This is a genomic window from Catellatospora paridis (genome assembly GCF_009720365.1).
Lineage (GTDB): Bacteria > Actinomycetota > Actinomycetes > Mycobacteriales > Micromonosporaceae > Catellatospora > Catellatospora paridis.
Genome location: NZ_ML769312.1, coordinates 78,226 through 96,945, shown reverse-complemented (window position 1 = coordinate 96,945; position 18,720 = coordinate 78,226). Strand labels below are relative to the sequence as shown.

The following is an 18,720-nucleotide window of genomic DNA, read 5'->3' as shown; positions in this document are numbered from 1 at the left end:
GCCCCGCACCGCAGGCTGGGGGTGACCGGCGATGACGCAAGCCGCTGAAGGGACGCCCGCGGCGGCTCACCCCTGACCGAGCTGTCTGGCGGCACCCCACGGCGGGCACTGCCGGCAAGGAAGTCAGCTAGCCTCTTCGGGGTGGCTGTCCTGTCATCACCCTCGTTCAGTGACCGTGCGCGGCTTGTCGTCATGGCGGCCTACCAATCAGCGGCAAGCCGTGGCCATGACACGGTCGGCACGCGGCACCTGCTGCTGGAGTTGCTCCAAGACGACGGCTGCGCCGCGCATGGGGCGTTGACAGTCCAGGGGGTGACTTACCAAGCCGTCGATCAGCGCGTGGAGTACGCCACGATGGAGCTGTGCCCATCGCGACCACGATTTGAACGCGGGACCGAACAGGCGCTGGTTTACGCACTGCGTGAGGCTCGCCGACTGGGACACGACCTCGCCGGGACCGGACACATCCTGCAAGGCGTGCTGCGCGACAAAAGCGGCTCCGGCCCGCACTTGCTGAGGCTGCTCGGGGTGAATCCCATCCAGGCCCAGTCGCAGCCATTGTTCGCTGAGGACCCGGCTCCAGTTCCCTACCCGCTGCCGATCTTCAAGACCTCGATCGGGCAAAGGGATTTGGCCTTCGTTGATCGCCTTCTCGCTCGATGCTCGGACGCCCTCGGCGAGGAGAACGCTGGGTGAATCGTGGCTCAGCGGAGTCGCAATCCAGCCACCGCATGCTCCACGTCGGCACCGCGACCGGCGGGCCTGCCTGAGCTGCTCGCGTGGTGCGGCTGGCTCTGCCCATCGACCCAGCGGGCCAGCATCGCGGATCACTCACTGGTCGGCGGCCACGGCTCGGCGACCGTAGTCGTATCGGTGCCCGTAGTGCTGCACGCGCCGCTTCAGCTGCGCTGACCAGGGTTCGGAATCAATGCCCTGGAGCAAGGCAGCGCCGGCATCGGCGTTGAGCCAGTCGGCGATGTATCGCAGTCCCGGCACCGCAGACTCTGCCCGCGGCTCGACGCCGATATCGAGCGCTGCCTGATCGAAGGCTTCTGGCATGCCAGGTACCGTAGCCGGTTCCGGAAGCTACTCCGCGCAGCCCCGTGAACATGAACGCGCTGCCGCGGTCACGTCGCATCCGACCGAGCACCTTCGCTGGGCGGCACGGTTCTATGCCTGGGTGCGCTGCCAGTGTTGGCTGGTGCGGGTGCCGCAGGTCCACTGGACGGCCTGAGCGCCGTCGGTGGTGGCGGCGTTGACCACGTCCAGGCATTTGTTGCTGTGGCGGGCGACGAGCTGGAGGTAGCCGCCACCAGCGTCCTGGATGCGCCACTGCTGATTGGTGCCGGTGCCGCAGGTCCACTGCACGACGCGGACGCCGTCGCCGGTGGCGCTCGCGCCGCCGTACACATCCAAGCACTTGCCGCTGTTGAGGCTGACGACGTTGTAGTAGCCTCCGCCGGCGTCACGGAACTGCCACCGCTGGTTGGCTTGCCCGTTGGCGACCCACTGCACGACGTTCGCGCCGTCGGCCGTGGCGGCGTTGTAGACGTCCAGCAGCTTGCCGCTGTGCCGCGCGGTCAGCGTGTATGTGGGAGTCGGCGGTGGCGTCGGCGTGGTGGTCTGCGTCGCGACCCGGTAGAGGCCGGCGCCGTGCGCGGGCAGGGAGCGGGTGAAGGTACCGCTTGCCGTGCCGAGGTTCGCGCCCGACCACAGGTCGGTCACGGTGCCCGACCCGACGCCGAGCTCGGCGAGGTTCACCGACACGTTCGCCGCCGCGCCTTCGCGGTTGAACAGGGCCACGTATTTGTGGTTGCCGCCGGGCACGTCGGCGGTCCACACCTGCCGGGTGCCCGCAGTGACCTGGCGATTGTTGGTGCTGTTCTGATCGACCGCCAGCACCGCGGTATTGGTCATCAAGGCCAGCTCGGCGGCGCGGTTCTCGACCAGGTTCCCGCCCCACATCAGCGGGGCCCGGTTGATCACCCACAGTGTCATGAGGGTGCGTTGCTCGTCGGCGGTGAGCCCGGAATAGCGTGGCGAGCCGACCGGCCCGTACTTCGACAACCGCCCGATCGGGATCATGTCCGGGTCGGGCCAGGCACCCGTCGCCCGGTACGGCGTCCAGGCACGCAGCTGCTCGAACAGCGCGTCGAGCGCCGACCAGTTGTCCCACAGGTCGTTGACGATCCGCCACATGTGCGCGTTGGCCTGCACATGCGAGCCGCTGGCGACCGGCGTCGCCCCGGGCGACAGGCTCAGCACCATCGGTCGGCCGCTGCGCTGGATCGCCAGCCGGTAGCCGTCGACCTCCGCCTGCCGGTATGTCGGCGCCGCGATGTCGTCGACCTTCACGAAGTCGACGCCCCAACCGGCCAGCAGCTGGAACACCGAGTCCAGATAGGCCTGCGCACATGTATTGGACATGTTCAGGCCCCACATCAGGTTGAGCCAGGCCGCGGTCGTGCTGTTGTTGATCTGGTTGGCGCGGCAGCTGGTCCCGAGGATCGGCACGTTGTCGGCCACCGCCTGGCGCGGGATGCCGCGCATGAGATGCACGCCGAACTTCAGCCCCTGCGCATGTACGTAGTCGGCAAGCGGCTTGAAGCCGTTGCTGCCCGTCGCCGACGGGAACCGCGTGGTGTCCGGCAGCAGCCGGCCGTTGGCGTCCATCCGCAGCCGGGGTTGCAGGTTCGCGTCCTGGTTGGGGCTGTTGTTGTGCCGACCCGGGAAGTACCACGCCCAGTCGATCACGATGTACTGCCAGCCGTGCTGGCGCAGGTTGTCGCGCATGTAGTCGGCGTTGGCCCGGACGTCGGCCTCGGTGACGCTCCAGTTGAACGAGTCGTAGCTGTTCCAGCCCATCGGCGGGGTGGACGCCACACCGTTGTCCCACGCGGCGGCAGGCGCTTGCGGGCTGACCGCGAGCCCGACGGCGAGCAGCAGCGCCACAATGGTCAGCACTGCGCTGACCATCCGGCGCTCTTCCGCCGGGCGTACCAGGACACGGCTCATCGGACCCTCCCGAGGACATTCACCCATAGGTCCGCATCAGTGTTAGCGGTCACATTGACGCTGTCAAGTAAAGCGATTCCGTACGAGTAGCGCTGCCGCTACGCGGTCATCTCCCGCTCAGGCCTGGCGTGCACCTCAGAGTCCGCTGACGTCATCGCCGTCGCCGGCCTGCCACGGTCAGAATGTGGCGATCGGGTTGACCGGGCTGCCGGACGTACCGGCGAAGCGGACCGGTGCGACTGCGAGGTGGAAGTCCCATTGGCCGAGTTCGGCAGCCGTCGTCGCGCACGCCTCCAGGTCGCAGTTGTCGAGCATCCACAGGCCCATCGCGACGAGGCTCACGGCGTGAACCGGCATCAGGACGTCTGGGTATCCCGACGGCTGAACGTCCTGGGGGGTGTCGGCGCCGATCAGCGCGACCTGCCGTTCATGCAGCCACGGCAGGCAGGACGCGTGCCAGCCCGCCTGCGTGAAACCACCGGCCTCACCGGCCTCGTGCCGGAAGCGGCCGTAACCGGTCCGCAGGAGCACCGCATCGCCGGGCCGCACCCGCACACCCTGACGACGCTCGGCCTCCTCGAGATCGTCGGGAGACACACCCTGCCCCGGTTCCAACCACGGCACATCGCGGACGCCCGCGATGTCCAGCAGGACACCACGCGTGATGATCCCGTTCGCCGCCGCCGTCACCGCCGCCCACGCCGATCCCGTGGCGGCGTCGACCAACGAGTGCGACCGCCCGTTGTACATCATGCCGTCCCAGAAGATGTGGCACGGCGAGTCGATGTGGGTGAGGGTGTTGCCGTGGAACGCGATGCCGAGCCGCTCGGACGAAAAGCCCCAGCGCCGGTCGGCGTGGAATGCGGCCACCGGCATGTTCTCGGCGCCCGGCATGTCGGCGGCGCAGGGGCACGTCGTCGTCGACCGCTCCATGTCTTCCGGTACGGATACCTCCCACGCGCACGACACACTTTTGCCGTGGCGCACGGCCCGCGCCGCCGCCAGCCGGACGTCGTCGGTGATGTGGTTCAGAGTGCCGAGCTCGTCGTCGACGCCCCACCGTCCCCAGTTAGACAGCGTGTTGAAGTACCCGAGCACGTCGTCCTGGGTGGGCATCGGTCGACTTGCCGTCATCCCAGCGACTCCTCCGGTCACGCGGTTCGAGGCACCGCAGGGGGAATCCCGCCCTCTCCCTCGACATGCCATGGCCCGCTCATGAGCTGGCATGACACTACATCGGCGGGCCGACAGCCGGCCCAGCACCAGGAAACGGGCGACGCGATGAGCGCGAGCGCTGCGGCTGAACCCGAGATAGGGTCCCCGTCTATGGACATGCTGAAGGGCGAGAAGATCGCCGAGGCCAACCTGACCGACTGGCGCAAGCTGGCACAGGGACTGCATGCCCGCTACCGGGTCGGCGACTTCGGCACCGGCGCACGGTTCGTCGCCGCGGTGGGCGAGGCGGGCGACGCGCTCGGCCACCACCCGCGCGTGTCGATCGGCAACGGGTACGTCGACCTCAAGCTGATCACCGACGACGCCGTCTACCGCGACGGCGAGGGCACCGAGCACGTCATCGAATGGGTGACCCAGCAGGATGTCGACCTCGCGCGACGGATCACCGAGATCGCCGCCGACCACAAGGTCGACGCCGACCCGGCCTCGGTAAGCATGATCGAGCTCGGCCTCGACACGGCGCACTCCGCGACCATCGCCCCGGTGTGGGCCGCCCTGCTGACCGGGAACCCCGAGGCCCAGGGCCACGGGTCCCCCAGCGACGAGATCCGGGACGCCACGGGCCGGGTGCCGAACCTGTGGTTCGGGGACGCCGCCGAGCACGAGACCCCGCGTCAGCGGTTCCACATCGAGGTCTACGTGGCGCCCGAGGTGGCCGAGCAACGGATCGCCGCCGCCCTCGCCGCGGGTGGGACCGTCGTCGATGACAGCAACGCACCCTCGCTCACCGTGATCGCCGACCAGGACGGCAACAGGGGAATCGTATGCGTCGACGTGTCCGCTGCGAAGAAGGAGTGAACCGCCGACGTTTGGCTGGGCAGGCGGTTCGCCACTGCCCAGCCACAACGTTGGTGCGCTCGCATGTCGAGGGCGGATGTTACTTCTCGTCCACGCCGGGGTTCGCGCTGATGGACTCCTGGTAGACGTCCGCGTAGGTGCGCGAGTCCTTGATCAGGTCGTCGCAGAAGGCGGCGACGTCGGTGCCGATGAGCTCCAGTACTCCCTTGCCGTCGGCGGCGCCTCCTTCGAAGAAGTCGACGATCCCGGGGAGCAGACGCCCATCAGCAAGGTCGATGGGTCCGACCTTGAACAGGTACTTCTGCATCTCCTTGTAGACGATCTGGTAGTCCGGCGGGAGTGCCTTGACCCGAGCCACGTGCGCCCGCCACTGCTTCTTGCCCTCGATGATGTCTTGGATTCCCACGTCAGCCTCCTAGCCGGCCAAGTTTTCTTGCGACGTTCCTGTTCAACTGCTCGCGCCACCGGTCGCGGTAGGTGCGGGACCCCTCCCCGCCGGCCAGCGCCGTGCAGAAGCCTGGGATGTCGTCGCCGAGCACCTCGTGGATGCTCTGCCCGTCGGCCGATGTCTCCTCGAGCAGCCCGAGGGCGGAGTCGAGGATCGGCAACAGGTTGCGACCGGTGAAATCGCCATAGGGGTAGAGGTTGTTCTTGATCTGTTCCCAGGCCGCCTGGTAGTCGGCCGGCAATGCTTGCGCCCGGACCTCGAACGCCTTCCATTCCCTGGTGAGATCGCTGCCTGTGATGGTTTCCCAGAAGTTCACCTGCCGCCCTCCTTGAGGCTGTCGATGCGTGATGAGACGTATTGCCATTTCGCCCAGAACATCGCGAGTTCTTCGCGGCCGGCGTCGTTGAGCGAGTAGAACTTGCGCGGCGGGCCTACCTCGGATGGTCGTTTCGCCACCTGGACGAGTCCGTTCTTCTCCAGTCGCAGCAGGATGGTGTAGACCGTCCCCTCGACGACGTCGGCGAAGCCGAGGTCGTTCAGTCGGCGCGTGATGGCGTACCCATAGGTCTCCTCGCCACCGACAATTTCGAGAACGCAACCCTCGAGCGTGCCCTTCAGCATCTCTGTCAGATTTTCCATAGCGGCCTCTCTTCGCCACCGGGTACCCCGTAACACCGAGTACCACTATACAGTATCACTTAGTACCACGATGGTCTGCGGCTGCTCGCCATGCCGCCACCTCCCCACGCGGTTCGCCACGCTGAGACGATCCGCCCACTGGCAGGAGCCGGGCAACCATCGGTATGCCGGACCGGTCGCCCGGTGGTCATGGGCGGCCGGTCCGGCCAGGTCAGGCGACCGGTCCGGTCAGGTCAGGCGACCTTGCGGCGGTAGACCCGCATCGCGAACGCGTAGGCGATCACGAGGATGGCTGCGCACCAGCCGAGCGCGATCCAGATGTCGGTGCCGACCGGCTGCTGGTCGAACAGCGCCCGGATCGCGTTGACGATCGAGGTGACCGGCTGGTTCTCGGCGAAGGCCCGTACCGGACCCGGCATCGTGGCGGTGGGCACGAACGCCGAGCTGATGAAGGGCAGGAAGATCAGCGGGTACGAGAACGCGGTGGCCCCGTCCGTCGAGGACGCCGCCAGTCCCGCGATCATCGCCAGCCACGTCAGGGCGAGGGTGAACAGGGCCAGGATCGCGGCCACGGCCAGCCATTCCAGCACTCCCGCCGAGGTGCGGAAGCCCATGAGCAGACCGACGGCGATGATGACGACCACGGAGATGGCATTGGACACCAGCGAGGTGAGCACGTGGCCCCACAGGACCGCCGAGCGTGCGATCGGCATCGAGTGGAAGCGTTCGAAGATGCCGCTCTGCATGTCGTTGAACAGCCGGAAGCCGGTGTAGGAGATGCCGCTGGAGATCGCGATGAGCAGGATGCCGGGCATCAGGTAGTTGGTGTAGTTGCCGGAGCCGGTCTGGATGGCGCCGCCGAACACGAAACGGAACAGCAGCATGAACGCGATCGGCATGATCGTGACGGTGATGATGGTGTCCATGCTGCGGGTCACGTGCCGGATGGACCGCCCGAGCATCACTCCGGTGTTGCTGAGCACGTGCGCGCTCATACCCGCGCCTCCTTGTTTCCGATGATGGCGAGGAAGATCTCCTCGAGGGTGGGCTGGCGTTCGACGAGTTCGGCCTTGGCGGCGGGCAGCAGCTGGCGCAGTTCGGCCAGGGTGCCGGACACGATGATCGTGCCCTGGTGCAGGATCGCGATCCGGTCGGCGAGCTTTTCGGCCTCTTCCAGGTACTGGGTGGTCAGCAGCACGGTGACGCCGCTGTCGGCCAGGGCCTGGATCTCCTTCCACACCTCCAGGCGGGCCTCGGGGTCCAGACCGGTGGTCGGCTCGTCGAGGAAGATGACCGGCGGCCCGCCGATCAGGCTCATCGCGATGTCCAGGCGGCGGCGCATACCGCCGGAGTAGGTCGCCACCCGACGGGCCGCGGCGTCGGTCAGGTCGAAGCGTCGCAGCAGGTCGTCGGCGACCTGGCCGGGGTTGCTCACCTGCCGCAGCCTGGCGACCATGATGAGGTTCTCCCGGCCGGTGAGGATCTCATCGACCGCGGCGAACTGGCCGGTCAGGCTGATCGACTCACGGACCCGCCCGGCCTGGGCCACCACGTCGAACCCGGCCACGCTCGCCGTGCCGGCGTCCGGTTTGAGCAGCGTGGACAGGATACGCACGACCGTGGTCTTACCGGCGCCGTTGGAACCCAGCAACGCGAAGATACTGCCCGGGGCGACACTGAAGTCCACACCTTTGAGGACCTCGAGCTTTCCGTACGACTTACGCAATCCCTTGACCTGGATCGCGGGGGGTGGGGTCTGCATGGGGGGTGCCTCTTCTTATTCGACGATGACGTTGGCGGGAGTGAAACCGAAGCCCTTGAGGGCGGCGTAGGTCAGCCTGCCCATAGAACGCCCTCCTTCCGGCTACTCGGCGTTGCTAGGTACCGGTATAAAGTAACACTGACTACCGGTACCTAGCAACACTGAATACCTGGGGCGAGCTGAAACCCGGGCGATGAGTCTGTTGCGTTCACCCCTGACGTGAACGAGGCCGGGCATTGGGCGTATCGGCAACGCGCCATCTCAACGGCTTCGTGGCTTCCGCCGGACCGTGAACGGGGTCACGACGTGTTCGAGGTCCTGCGCGCCGTCGCCGCCCGACACGAGGTCAGCGTGGCGCGGGTGGCGCTGGCCTGGTTGCCGGCACAGCCCGCAGCGTCATCGTCGGCGCGCGCCAGCGGTGCGGGCTGGCTCTGGACTACGGCTTGACGACGTAAGGGAAGGCAGAAGTGCGGAGTTGTTCGTTGGTCGACGGGCCGAGTGCGCCCGGCGTGGCCCGGCCCAGCACGAGGGAGAACATCACCTCGGGGGCGAAGTCGGCGAGGGTGCGGCCGTTGATGCCGGCGAACCCGAACGTCGCCGGGGTGCCGACCTCGTAGTGCAGCACGTCCGGGAACAGCCGCCGGGCGACCGTCCAGCCGTACCCCTGCGGATCGGCCACGTCGCCTTGCGCGGCGAGGACGGCACTGACCTGGTCGGCTAGGTACTTGCCCGCGCCCTCCAGGTCCTCCGAAGGATGGCGGTCGTTGGCCGGATTCGAGAAATCCGTGTCCGTGGGCCAGAAGATCGGCCACATCATCGGGTGGCCCGCCCGGTTGATCTGCCGCCAGCCGCCCGCGTCAGTGGCCAGCTTCGTGGAGCACCACACGCCCACCTGCGCGCCCGGCCGCAGGATCGGATGCTCGTGGGAGACCTCCACCACGATCGCCTGCACAGTGGTGTTCGCGAACGAGTTCTTCGCCTGCTTCGGGTCCCACTTCGCGCTGTCGACCGCGGTGCCCTTGGCGACCGCCGCGTTGATGGTGAACAGCTGGTCGAGATCGATGTAGAAGGGGTCGGCGACACGATCGGTCCACACCCGTACGCCGCCGCCGGAGATCTGCTCACCGGTCGGGCCGCGTACGAGCAGCGTGCCGGTCGCGCTGTCGTCCCGGGCCTCGTCACCGGTGAGGCTGTGCACGGTGATCTGCTGGCGCCCCTGCGCGTCGGGTTCGCCCTCCGCGGCGATCCGCAATGTCAGCGACTCGAACGCCTCGCCGCCGACATGGACCTTGAACTCGTAGCGCGCCTCGGGGTGCAGTCCCGCCTGCACGTCCGGGCCGGTGATGGTCGAGTTGACGTCCATGATGAGGACCGTCGACCCGTCACCCTGAAACACGTAAAGATCGTCTATATAGAGCCGGCCGTTCTGGCGGGCCAGCGGCGTGTCGAGATGGTGAGACATGGCAGCACCTCCGTCCTCAGGCAGACCCTGCGAACCTAACAACGCAGCTCATCCCCCACCTCCGGAACCCGGATATTCCCCACACCATGGCGGGCGAGTGGGCAGGGTGAGTGTCCGGAAGGTCGCTAAATACGGATACGCGTGCAGCCGAGCTGCGCGATCATGACACTGGCGGTCAACGTGCGGTCATGCCACCGTCGATCGCGAGCGCCGCGCCGGTGATGAACTTGGCCTCGTCGCTGAGCAGGAACGCGACGAACGCGGCGATCTCCTCCGGTTGCGCGATCCGTCCGACCGGGTGCATCGCACCGGCGGCCTTGATGGCCTCCTCCGGGTTGGGGCCCATCGCGCCGCGCAGCAGCGGCGTGTCGACTCCGCCGGTCACAAGCGCGTTGATCCGAACCCCCGAAGTGGCCGTGTCGAGCGCAGCCGAACGGGTGAGCCCGACGACGCCGTGCTTGGCGGCGCTGTAGGAGGCCATGCCGGGCGCGCCGGTGACGCCGAGGTTGGACGAGTTGTTCACGATCGAGCCGCCACCGGCCGCCTGGATCGCGGGGATCTCGTACTTGAGTCCGTAGAAGACGCTGTCGAGGTTGAGCGCCTGGTCTGCGCGCCAGGCATCGGCGTCGATGTCGGCGATCGGGCCGTATGCGGTGGCGGCGCCGACGTTGTTGAACGCGCCGTCGAGCCGGCCGTAGCGCTCGACGGCTTGCCGGACCAGTTCGGCGATCTCGGCCGCAACCGTGACGTCGGTGGGCACGAACAGCGCGTCGTGTCCGGCTGCGCGCAACTGCGCGGCGAAGGCGTCTCCGGCGTCCTTGCCGCGGGCGGCCAAGACGACCTTGGCACCCTCGGCGGCGACCCGCTCGGCGACGGCCCGGCCCATGCCGGAGGTGGCGCCGGTGATCAAAATGACTTTGTCAGTGAAGCGTGCGGACACGGTTGTTCCTCTTTCGGATGTGTCTTTCGGATGCGTCGGACTGTTGTCAGAAGGTCAGGACGAACCGCCCGCGTACCCCGCCTGCCTCGAGCCGGCGGTGGGCATCCGATGCCTGGTCTGCGGGCAGCACCTCGGCGATCCGGGGCGTGAGCACGCCCGAGCCGGCCAGGCGGCGGATCTCGTCCAGCTTGTCGGTGCGGCCGTCGTATTCGGGCACGAACGGCGACAGCACCTTGATGCCGCGGGTGCTGTCGGCGGGGTAGCCGCCGGGCTCCTCGGTCTGCCGGAACCGGATGAAGGTGCCGCCGTCGCGGACGGCGCCGAGTAGCCGGGGCCCGAACAGCGCCACGTCGGCGACCGCGTCCACGCCGTCGGGATACCGCGCCCGGATGCTGTCGACGACCTCGGGGCCTCTGGGCACGACCTCGGTCGCGCCGAGGTCGCGGACGAGCTGCTCATCGGCTGGGGCGGCGTCGGCGATCACGGTCAGCCCGGCGTGGGCGGCCAGCTGGACGAGGTATCCGCCGAGCGCCCCGGCGGCCCCGATCACGGCCAGGGTCGAGCCGGGCGGCAGCGCCAGCTGGTCGAAGGCCAGCAGCGCGGTCAGGCCGTTCATCGGCAGCGTCGCCGCGGCCTCGTGGCTGAACCCGTCCGGGGCGCGGACCACCGACTTCGCCGGCAGGACCGCGTACTGGACGTAGCCGCCGCCCCGGTAGGCGACCGATCCGTCGTCGGCGGGAAGGAACGGCAGCAGCATGGCCATCACCGGATCGCCGGTGCGCAGGCTGGTGTCGGTGTCGGGGCCTATCTCGTCGACCACGCCCGCGACGTCCATCCCGGGCACGTACGGCGCGGGCACCCCTTCCAGGGCCCATTCCTGCGTGCCGTTGCGCAGCAGCGTGTCCGCCGGGTTGACGGCGGCAGCGTGCACGCGGACCCGGACTTCGCCTGGGCCGGCGTGCGGTTCGGGCACGTCGACGACCCTCAGCACCTCCGGTCCCCCGAACTCGTGCAGACCGACAGCTTTCATGATCTTCCCCCGATGAGTGGCTCAATGCTCACGTGTGGTTTCCATCACGTACCAGGTACCGGATCCGTACCGTCCTTCGAGTGTGCGCAATCCCGGCAAGAGCGACAAGAAGGCACTTCAAAGTGCCCTGGTATCGCCGGAGGTACCAACTGGGTCGCAGGTCGGCACCTGGTATACGCCATATACTGGTGCTCATGGCACACCCGACCACCTCCATGAGCGAACAGGAACTGGTGCTCTGCGGTCAGGGCCGCGAACTGGTGCGAGACGTCCTGGAACGCATCGGCGACAAGTGGTCCGTGGTGGTCATCTGCCAGCTGGGGCACTCCACGAAGCGCTTCAACGAGCTCCGCCGGCTGAGCGAGCCCATCACCCAACGTATGCTCAGCGCCACCCTGCGCGGCATGGAACGCGACGGGCTGGTCACCCGAACCCTTCACGACACCAAACCCCTGCGCGTCGACTACGCGCTCACCCCGCGCGGCATCAGCCTGCTCGCCGTCGCACGACACCTCGCCCGCTGGGCGGTCGACAACGCCGCCGGCATCCAGCAATCGCGGGAATCCTTCGACGCCTCTTAGCTCGCGCGGCATGGCCGGCCGCAGCGCCGCTTGGCCGACCACGGCGCTGACCGCTTGTTGGAACAGCGCGAAGCCGGCCCGGTCCAAGTCCCTCAGGGGCGGTCGTCACCGGCGAGCGGACTCTGTTCGGCAAGCTCGGCGGCGTCGCCCACCCGCAGGGTCGCCAGCGCGTCGACTGCCGGGCCGATCTGGTCGCAGTCGGTCTGGCAGGCGGGGCAGTGCAGCAGGTGCCCCTCATACGATTGGGTCTGCTCCGCGGGCAGCGCGCCGATCAGATAGAGCCCGGCCATGGACGGGCCGGTGTCCGCGGGGCACGCAGCGCCGCCCGGTCCCGGCGGTTCCGGCACCCGCCGGGAAAGCGGGCGTCGGGACGACCCCCAGCCCGGCCCGGCCCGTCGCGGCACCCTTCGGCCTTCCACAAACCCTCCTCACGCTCGACTGCCCGGCGTACCCGCCAGTAATGTATTACGTCCCGCCGGGTACGTCGGTTCAGCCGATCCGCCTGTTCCCTACGTCGCGGGTGCCAACCGGCCGTCCGCCGGTGCCGGAACCGCCTGCCCGCCGGCGGCCGACACCGCCACCGGTGCCAACTGGAACCAGTAGCTGGCGTAGCCGGGCAGAGCGAGCACGTACGGGTCCTGGTCGACCTGCGGGAACCTGGTGCCGCCGGTCAGCTCCGTCGGGGCCCAGCCGCCGAAGCGGTCCCCCAGCGACAGCCGCACCGGCTGCGGGTACTGCGACAGGTTGTGCACGCACAGCACCACCTCGTCGGTGTCGTCCTCCCGCAGGCGGCGCAGGAACGCCAGCACCGCCGGGTTGGCCGCGTCGATGTCCTCATAGGTGCCCACCGCGAGTGCGGGATGCTGCTTGCGCAGGGCGATCATCCGGCGGGTCCACTGCAGCAGGGAGGCAGGCTGCTCCATCTGCTGCTCGACGTTGATGGCCTGGTAGCCGTAGACGGGACCCATGTTGACGGGCAGGTAGAGCCGCCCGGGGTCGGTTGTGGAGAAGCCGGCGTTTCGGTCGGCGGTCCACTGCATGGGGGTGCGCACGCTGTCGCGGTCACCCAGCCAGATGTTGTCGCCCATGCCGATCTCGTCGCCGTAGTAGACGACCGGGGAGCCGGGCAGCGACAGCAGCAGCGACGTGAACAGCTCGATCTGGTTGCGGTCGTTGCCGACCATCGGCGCCAGGCGGCGGCGGATGCCGGCGTTGAGCCGCATCCGGGGGTCTTTGGCGTATTCGGCGTAGAGGTAGTCGCGTTCCTCGTCGGTGACCATCTCCAGCGTGAGTTCGTCGTGGTTGCGCAGAAACGTGCCCCACTGGCAGCCGGACGGCAGCACCGGGGTCTGCGCGAGGATCTCCGAGATCGGGTGGCGTGATTCGCGGCGCACGGCCATGAAGATGCGCGGCATCAGCGGGAAGTGGAACGCCATGTGGCACTCGTCGCCGCCTGCCGCCGGGTCGCCGAAGTAGTCGATCAGGTCTTCCGGCCACAGGTTGGCTTCGGCGAGCAGGATCCGTCCCGGGTACTGCTCGTCGATCATCGCGCGGATCGCCTTGAGGTAGGCGTGGGTCTGCGGCAGGTTCGCGCAGTCGGTGCCCTCGCGCTCGTAGAGGTAGGTCGCCGCGTCCAGCCGGAATCCGTCGACGCCGAGTTCCAGCCAGAACCGTACGACGGCCAGCATCGCCTCGCGTACGGCCGGGTTGTCGTAGTTGAGGTCGGGCTGGTGGGAGAAGAAGCGGTGCCAGTAGAACTGCTTGCGGACGTGGTCGAAGGTCCAGTTCGACGCCTCGGTGTCGCTGAAGATGACGCGCACGTCGGCGTACTCGGTGTCGGTGTCGCGCCAGACGTAGAAGTCGCCGTACGGCCCGGCGGGGTCCTGCCGCGACCGCTGGAACCAGTCGTGGGTGTCCGAGGTGTGGTTGAGCACCAGATCGGTGACGACGCGGATGCCGCGGCGGTGTGCCTCGTCGACGAACGTCACGAAGTCGTCGAGCGTGCCGTACTCGGGCAGGATGCGGCAGTAGTCGCGGACGTCGTAGCCGCCGTCGCGCTGGGGCGAGTCGTAGAAGGGCGGCAGCCACACGCAGTCGACCCCGAGCCACTGCAAATAGTCGAGTTTGCGGGTCAGTCCGGGCAGGTCGCCGCGGCCGTCGCCGTCGGAGTCGAGTCCGGCCTGCACGAGCATCTCGTAGAAGACGGCGTGCTTGAACCAGTCGCGTTCGACGGGCATCTCCCGGGGGAGCCGGGCCGGCAGGGGTGGGGTGGCGTCGTTTGTCATCAGGCGTTCCAGATGGTGTGGAGGGACGCCGGCCGCGGAGGTGGCGACCGGGAGGCGATGCGGGGCAGGGCAGGGCACCGACCCTGCCCCGCATCGCGGTGGACACGCCGCTGAACGTCCATCCCCGGGGGGTGGGGAGAGGATGGACGCGGGCGCGTCGGCTACGGGCGCCGTCTCATTCGGCGGCGCCGACTATCGCACTCAACGCCCGCAGGGCGTAGTACACGCGTGACTTGACGGTGCCCTCGGGTATGCCCAGTCGCAGCGCCGCCTCGCGGGTGGAGTGCTGGCGCAGGTAGAGCTCGACGAGCACCATGCGGTGTTCGGGATTCAGCCGCGGCAGCGCGCCGCGGATGACCTGCGCCGCCACCACGCTGTCGAACATGTCGGCGGCCACCGGCTCGCGTCCGGTGTCGCTGAAGGCGATCTCGGTCGGGCGCACCTGCCTGGCCCGCGCCGCGTCGATCGCGACGCGGCGGGCGACCGTGTAGAGCCACGGACCCAGGGACTCGACGTCGTCGGGCAGGTTGTCGATGTGCCGCCAGGCCCGCATCAGGGTCTCCTGGAGCAGGTCTTCGGCCAGGTGCTGGCGGCCCTGGCTCAGCCGCTGCAGGAACCGCAGCAGGGGGTCCGCGTAGGCGTGCCAGATCGCCTGCATCCGCACGTCCGCCGGCAGGGGCTGGTCCGGCGCCGCCCTGTCGGCACACGCCGACGGCCGCTCGTTCGTCAAGACAGGCAACACGTACCCCTCTCTACTGGCTTGATCCGGATTGGCCCGGTGGTGCTGCCGCGTGAGCGTGACGCCGTGGGCGGCCGGTCCGGTCCCGGCCGGACGCCCACGGCACGCCGTGTCACTTGACCGAGCCGGCCAGGACACCCTGGACGAAGTACCGCTGGAAGGCGAAGAACACCACCAGTGGCACCACCATCGACAGGAACGCCCCCGGACCGATCACGTCGACGTTGGAGGAGAAGGCACGCATCTGCTCGCGCAGGGTGTACGTGATGGGCGCGTTGTCCGACGTCGCGAAGACCAGCGCCACCAGCAGGTCGTTCCAGACCCACAGGAACTGGAAGATCGCCAGCGAGGCGATCGCGGGCCAGCCGATCGGCAGCACCACGCGGCGGAAGATGGTGAAGTCCCGTCCGCCGTCCATCCGGGCCGCCTCGAGCAGGTCCTTCGGGATGGCCAGGAAGAAGTTGCGCAGCAGGAAGATCGCGAACGGCAGCCCGAACGCCACGTGGAACGCGATCACGGCGGCGATGCTGCCGTAGACGCCCAGCGAGCCGAACAGCTTGGCGTCGGGGATGATCGCCACCTGCACGGGCACCACGATCAGGGCCACGATCAGCACGAACAGCCAGTCCCGGCCGGGGAATTCGATCCAGGCCAGGGCGTACGCGGCCAGCGCGCCGAGCACCACCACCAGCACCGTGGACGGCACGGTGATGAGCACCGTGTTCCACAGCGAGTGCAGCACGCTCTCGTTGCGCATGAGCGCGGCATAGTTGTCCAGGGTCAGCCGGGAGGGTTCGGTCAGCACCGTCCACCAGCCGGTGGAGCTGTTGTCAGCGGTGGTGCGCAGGCTGGCCACGGCGAGCCCGACGACCGGCGCGAGCCAGAACACGCCCAGCACCGCGACCACGACGTTGACCGCCGTGCTGCCCAGCCGGCCGACCAGCCGGGAGACCAGGCTGCGCCGCGGCGGACCGGTCGGGGCCACCCCGGCCGGCACGAGATCGGGGACCCGCGTATCGATGTCGACGCTCACCTCTGCTCCCTCCGCATGCGTCGGATGTTGAACAACATCGCCGGCAGGACCAGCAGGAACAGCAGCACGCCCAGCGCGCTGCCGAGCCCGAAGTCCAGTCCCCCGCCGAACGAGACCCGGTACATCTGCAGGGCGATCACGTTGGCGTCGTCCTGCGACGACTCCGGGGCCAGCACCATCACCAGGTCGAAGATCTTGAGCACGTTGATGGTCAGGGTCACCAGCACCACGACCAGCACCGGGCGCACCAGCGGCACGGTCACCCGCCGGAACACCTGCCACTCGGAGGCGCCGTCGACCCGGGCCGCCTCCAGCGCGTCGCGCGGGATCGCCGACAGGCCCGCCGTGATCAGCACCATGGCGAAGCCCGCCCAGATCCAGATGTAGGCCAGAATGATCGACGGGGTCACCAGCGACGGCCCGAGCCAGGTCACCCCGTTGAACGGGGCGGTGAAGTTGTCCGGGCTCAGCCGCACCGTGTAGCCGCCGTCGGCGAGCCCGGCGAAGGCGAACCTGCCGTCCGGGCCGGTCTGCGTGGTGGCCACCACGGCGCCGTCGCGCAGCGCCTGGACCGTGATGGCCGGCAGTCCGCGCTCGACCGGGTCGATGACCCCGGCGGTGCCTCCGCCGCCGGGGGTGAAGTCCAGCCACACCACCCCGGCCAACCCGCCGCCCGGCGGGGCCGCCGCCGGGACGGCGTCGGCGGGCACCCGGTCCTGCGGCAAGCCCACCAGCGGCATCAGCACGGTCGTGCCCGTGGTCGCGGTGGTCTCGAAGCCGCCCGCGGCCTCGGTCAGCGGCGCGCCGTCGCGGGGCCGTGCGCCGAAGTACTGCGACGGCGGGCTGAAGGCGTCGTGCACCGTCACCACGGCCGCGTTGAGCAGGCCGCGGTCGGGGCTCTCGTCGTAGACCATGCGGAAGGTCACCCCGGCGGCGAGGAACGAGATCGCCATCGGCATGAAGACCACGGCCTTGAACACCGAGGCCAGCCGCACCCGTTCGATCAGCACGGCGAAGACCAGGCCCATCGCGGTCACCAGGGAGGGCGCGACCACGACCCAGACGATGTTGTTGACGATGGCGTGGCGGGTCTCCGGCGCGGTGAACATCCGTACGTAGTTGTCGATGCCGACGAAGGAGGCTCCGTCGGAGCTGTGCAGGCTGAGCCAGACCGTGTAGACGATCGGGTACGCCACCAGGGTCAGCAGGACGATCACGGCGGGGGCGAGGAACCAGACGCTGGTCAGCTTGTCTTTCCAGGGCTGGCCCTCCCGGCGCGCGGACCGCGCGCCGGGCGCGCCCGGCCGGTCGGCGCGGGGCGCCGCCGTCGGGGTCTGGCCGTCGACCGGTGCCTGCGAGCCGTGCACAGCGACCGCTGTGACGACCTCGCCGACCGGCTCGGACGCGCGTGTCATCACTTACCTCCGAAGTCCTTCTTGGCGGCTGCCTCGAGCTTGGCGGCGGTGCCGGCCGGGTCGGCCGGGTTGGTCAGGAAGTCCTGCAGCAGACGCCACATCGAGGCTCCCGTGCCGCCGCCGAAGGTCTGCGGCGTGAGGTCGGACAGGTCGAAGCGCAGCAGGTCTGCCTTGACCACCGACTCCGCGAGCGCGACCGTGGTCGGGTCGGGGTAGGCCTTGGTGTCCAGGTTCTTGTTCGCCGACAGGAACCCGCCCTTGGCCGCCATGATCTTCGCGGCTTCCGGCGAGGCCAGGAAGGCGATCAGCTGCTGGGCCGCCGGGCTGTCCTTGAACGCCACGGCCTGGTCGCCGGCGGTCACGACGGCGGGCTTCGAGCCGTTGACGGCCGGCCAGTCGAAGAACTTGGCGCCCTCACCGACCTTGACCTTGCCCAGCTTGTTGATCTCCGCAGCGACGAAGTCGCCCTCGAACAGCATCGCCGACTGCGGCTTCTCACCGAAGACGTCCGCGATGGACTGGGTGAACTTCAGCTGGACCGCGCCCTTCGCGCCGCCCTGCACCGCCTTGGCGTCGCCCCAGTACTGGCCCAGCAGCTGCAGCGTCTGCACCACGGTGGGGTCGGTCCAGGCAATCTCGTGGCGGGACAGCTTGTCGTAGTTCTCCGAGCCGCCGACCCGCAGGTAGACGTTCTCGAACCAGTCGGTCAGCGTCCAGCCGTCGCCGCCGGGCACCGCCATCGGCGAGATGCCCGCGTCGGCGAGGGTCTTGGTGACCTTGACGAAGTCCTCCCAGGTGGCCGGTGGCTGCACGCCGGCCTCGGCGAACTTGTCGGTGCGGTACCAGACCACCGACTTGTTGGCGACCTTGAAATAGACGCCGTAGAGCTTGCCGTCGACCGAGCCGAGCTGCTGCCAGGCCGGGGAGAAGTTGGCCGCGACCGCGGTGGCGGCCTCGCCGGTCAGCTCCTTGATCGCGCCCTTGCGGGCGAACTCGTTGACGACGCCGGGCTGCGGGATCAGCGCCACGTCCGGCGGCGAGCCGCCGGCCAGCCGGCTGTTGATCAGCGCGGCGAGGTCGTCGCCGCCGGAGGTGTACTTGACCGTCGCGCCGGTCTTGGTGGCGAACGCGTCCAGCACCTGCTGGAAGCTCTCCTGCTCGGTGCCCGACCAGGTGCCGGCCACCTCCAGGGACTGGCCGGCCAGGGGGCCGGCGCCTCCGGTGGTGGTGGGGTCGGCCGTGCCGCTGCACCCGGCGGCGGCCAGGACGGCGACCGAGGCCAGCGCGGCTGCGCGCAGACTGATTCTCATCTAACATTCCCTTCTGGAGAAGAAGCG

Annotated in this window: 20 protein-coding genes; 3 read left to right on the top strand and 17 right to left on the bottom strand. The window is 68.8% G+C overall.

Annotated features, from left to right (window positions below):
• Positions 1-141: 141 nt before the first annotated feature.
• Entirely contained in the window at positions 142-696 is a 555-nt protein-coding gene (locus tag F9C41_RS00330; RefSeq protein WP_155384560.1) for a Clp protease N-terminal domain-containing protein, read from the top strand.
• Positions 697-831: 135 nt separating this feature from the next.
• Here F9C41_RS00330 and F9C41_RS00325 read toward each other — a convergent pair whose 3' ends face one another.
• From F9C41_RS00325 to F9C41_RS00315, 3 genes are all read right to left on the bottom strand, one after another.
• Entirely contained in the window at positions 832-1,059 is a 228-nt protein-coding gene (locus F9C41_RS00325; RefSeq protein ID WP_196279555.1) for a hypothetical protein, read from the bottom strand.
• 111 nt (positions 1,060-1,170) lie between these two features.
• Positions 1,171-3,015: an alpha-galactosidase gene (locus F9C41_RS00320; protein ID WP_196279554.1), complete on the bottom strand. Its 1,845-nt coding sequence runs from the start codon at positions 3,013-3,015 to the stop codon at positions 1,171-1,173.
• A 177-nt stretch (positions 3,016-3,192) separates the two neighbouring features.
• Positions 3,193-4,149 carry a cyclase family protein gene (locus F9C41_RS00315; protein WP_230689168.1) on the bottom strand — a complete coding sequence of 319 codons (957 nt, stop codon included), beginning with the start codon at positions 4,147-4,149 and terminating at the stop codon, positions 3,193-3,195.
• 192 nt (positions 4,150-4,341) lie between these two features.
• Between F9C41_RS00315 and F9C41_RS00310 the strand changes: the two genes are divergently transcribed.
• Positions 4,342-5,049 (top strand): VOC family protein, encoded by a 708-nt coding sequence (locus F9C41_RS00310; protein WP_155384557.1) that lies wholly within the window; start codon positions 4,342-4,344, stop codon positions 5,047-5,049.
• Between the two features lie 79 nt (positions 5,050-5,128).
• On the opposite strand, the gene F9C41_RS00305 is transcribed toward F9C41_RS00310, so the two are convergent.
• From F9C41_RS00305 to F9C41_RS00270, 8 genes are all read right to left on the bottom strand, one after another.
• Positions 5,129-5,455, bottom strand: a complete 327-nt coding sequence (locus F9C41_RS00305) for a DUF1048 domain-containing protein (RefSeq protein WP_155384556.1) — start codon at positions 5,453-5,455, stop codon at positions 5,129-5,131.
• A 1-nt stretch (position 5,456) separates the two neighbouring features.
• The gene (locus F9C41_RS00300) at positions 5,457-5,813 is read right to left on the bottom strand and encodes a DUF1048 domain-containing protein (protein WP_155384555.1); all 357 of its coding nucleotides are present in this window, start codon (positions 5,811-5,813) and stop codon (positions 5,457-5,459) included.
• Positions 5,810-6,136, bottom strand: a complete 327-nt coding sequence (locus F9C41_RS00295; RefSeq protein ID WP_155384554.1) for a PadR family transcriptional regulator — start codon at positions 6,134-6,136, stop codon at positions 5,810-5,812. Before F9C41_RS00295 ends, F9C41_RS00300 begins: the two co-directional genes overlap by 4 nt.
• A 233-nt stretch (positions 6,137-6,369) precedes the next feature.
• Entirely contained in the window at positions 6,370-7,131 is a 762-nt protein-coding gene (locus F9C41_RS00290; protein WP_155384553.1) for an ABC transporter permease, read from the bottom strand.
• Positions 7,128-7,898, bottom strand: coding sequence for an ABC transporter ATP-binding protein (locus F9C41_RS00285; protein WP_155384552.1), 771 nt, complete (start codon positions 7,896-7,898; stop codon positions 7,128-7,130). Before F9C41_RS00285 ends, F9C41_RS00290 begins: the two co-directional genes overlap by 4 nt.
• A gap of 436 nt (positions 7,899-8,334) precedes the next feature.
• The gene (locus F9C41_RS00280; RefSeq protein WP_155384551.1) at positions 8,335-9,360 is read right to left on the bottom strand and encodes a DUF4331 family protein; all 1,026 of its coding nucleotides are present in this window, start codon (positions 9,358-9,360) and stop codon (positions 8,335-8,337) included.
• A gap of 175 nt (positions 9,361-9,535) precedes the next feature.
• Entirely contained in the window at positions 9,536-10,300 is a 765-nt protein-coding gene (locus tag F9C41_RS00275; protein WP_155384550.1) for an SDR family NAD(P)-dependent oxidoreductase, read from the bottom strand.
• A gap of 46 nt (positions 10,301-10,346) precedes the next feature.
• Positions 10,347-11,330, bottom strand: coding sequence for an NADP-dependent oxidoreductase (locus tag F9C41_RS00270; protein ID WP_155384549.1), 984 nt, complete (start codon positions 11,328-11,330; stop codon positions 10,347-10,349).
• A gap of 194 nt (positions 11,331-11,524) precedes the next feature.
• On the opposite strand from F9C41_RS00270, the gene F9C41_RS00265 reads away from it, so the two are divergent.
• Positions 11,525-11,911, top strand: a complete 387-nt coding sequence (locus F9C41_RS00265; RefSeq protein WP_230689167.1) for a winged helix-turn-helix transcriptional regulator — start codon at positions 11,525-11,527, stop codon at positions 11,909-11,911.
• 92 nt (positions 11,912-12,003) lie between these two features.
• Here F9C41_RS00265 and F9C41_RS00260 read toward each other — a convergent pair whose 3' ends face one another.
• The 6 genes from F9C41_RS00260 to F9C41_RS00235 all read right to left on the bottom strand — a co-directional run bounded on the left by F9C41_RS00260 (position 12,004) and on the right by F9C41_RS00235 (position 18,693).
• Complete coding sequence (locus tag F9C41_RS00260; protein ID WP_155384548.1) at positions 12,004-12,201, bottom strand: hypothetical protein; 198 nt, start codon at positions 12,199-12,201, stop codon at positions 12,004-12,006.
• Between the two features lie 219 nt (positions 12,202-12,420).
• Positions 12,421-14,196, bottom strand: a complete 1,776-nt coding sequence (gene treS / locus F9C41_RS00255; protein WP_155384547.1) for a maltose alpha-D-glucosyltransferase — start codon at positions 14,194-14,196, stop codon at positions 12,421-12,423.
• A gap of 175 nt (positions 14,197-14,371) precedes the next feature.
• On the bottom strand, positions 14,372-14,854 hold the full coding sequence (locus tag F9C41_RS00250) for a sigma-70 family RNA polymerase sigma factor (RefSeq protein ID WP_196279553.1): 483 nt from the start codon (positions 14,852-14,854) through the stop codon (positions 14,372-14,374).
• A 193-nt stretch (positions 14,855-15,047) separates the two neighbouring features.
• Positions 15,048-15,968: a carbohydrate ABC transporter permease gene (locus F9C41_RS00245; protein WP_230689166.1), complete on the bottom strand. Its 921-nt coding sequence runs from the start codon at positions 15,966-15,968 to the stop codon at positions 15,048-15,050.
• Complete coding sequence (locus F9C41_RS00240) at positions 15,965-17,383, bottom strand: ABC transporter permease (protein WP_155384545.1); 1,419 nt, start codon at positions 17,381-17,383, stop codon at positions 15,965-15,967. The genes F9C41_RS00245 and F9C41_RS00240 overlap by 4 nt, the downstream gene beginning before the upstream one ends.
• Entirely contained in the window at positions 17,383-18,693 is a 1,311-nt protein-coding gene (locus F9C41_RS00235) for an ABC transporter substrate-binding protein (protein WP_155384544.1), read from the bottom strand. The genes F9C41_RS00240 and F9C41_RS00235 overlap by 1 nt, the downstream gene beginning before the upstream one ends.
• Positions 18,694-18,720 lie beyond the last annotated feature (27 nt).

Bases quoted from the DNA above. Each gene is read 5' to 3' on its own strand.
- F9C41_RS00320 (WP_196279554.1), bottom strand. From the start codon at position 3,015: ATGAGCCGTGTCCTGGTACGCCCGGCGGAAGAGCGCCGGATGGTCAGC.
- F9C41_RS00270 (WP_155384549.1), bottom strand. From the start codon at position 11,330: ATGAAAGCTGTCGGTCTGCACGAGTTCGGGGGACCGGAGGTGCTGAGG.
- treS (WP_155384547.1), bottom strand. From the start codon at position 14,196: ATGACAAACGACGCCACCCCACCCCTGCCGGCCCGGCTCCCCCGGGAG.
- F9C41_RS00250 (WP_196279553.1), bottom strand. From the start codon at position 14,854: ATGCAGGCGATCTGGCACGCCTACGCGGACCCCCTGCTGCGGTTCCTG.
- F9C41_RS00280 (WP_155384551.1), bottom strand. From the start codon at position 9,360: ATGTCTCACCATCTCGACACGCCGCTGGCCCGCCAGAACGGCCGGCTC.
- F9C41_RS00285 (WP_155384552.1), bottom strand. From the start codon at position 7,898: ATGCAGACCCCACCCCCCGCGATCCAGGTCAAGGGATTGCGTAAGTCG.
- F9C41_RS00260 (WP_155384548.1), bottom strand. From the start codon at position 12,201: ATGGCCGGGCTCTATCTGATCGGCGCGCTGCCCGCGGAGCAGACCCAA.
- F9C41_RS00235 (WP_155384544.1), bottom strand. From the start codon at position 18,693: ATGAGAATCAGTCTGCGCGCAGCCGCGCTGGCCTCGGTCGCCGTCCTG.
- F9C41_RS00310 (WP_155384557.1), top strand. From the start codon at position 4,342: ATGGACATGCTGAAGGGCGAGAAGATCGCCGAGGCCAACCTGACCGAC.
- F9C41_RS00265 (WP_230689167.1), top strand. From the start codon at position 11,525: ATGGCACACCCGACCACCTCCATGAGCGAACAGGAACTGGTGCTCTGC.
- F9C41_RS00295 (WP_155384554.1), bottom strand. From the start codon at position 6,136: ATGGAAAATCTGACAGAGATGCTGAAGGGCACGCTCGAGGGTTGCGTT.
- F9C41_RS00290 (WP_155384553.1), bottom strand. From the start codon at position 7,131: ATGAGCGCGCACGTGCTCAGCAACACCGGAGTGATGCTCGGGCGGTCC.
- F9C41_RS00315 (WP_230689168.1), bottom strand. From the start codon at position 4,149: ATGACGGCAAGTCGACCGATGCCCACCCAGGACGACGTGCTCGGGTAC.
- F9C41_RS00325 (WP_196279555.1), bottom strand. From the start codon at position 1,059: ATGCCAGAAGCCTTCGATCAGGCAGCGCTCGATATCGGCGTCGAGCCG.
- F9C41_RS00240 (WP_155384545.1), bottom strand. From the start codon at position 17,383: ATGACACGCGCGTCCGAGCCGGTCGGCGAGGTCGTCACAGCGGTCGCT.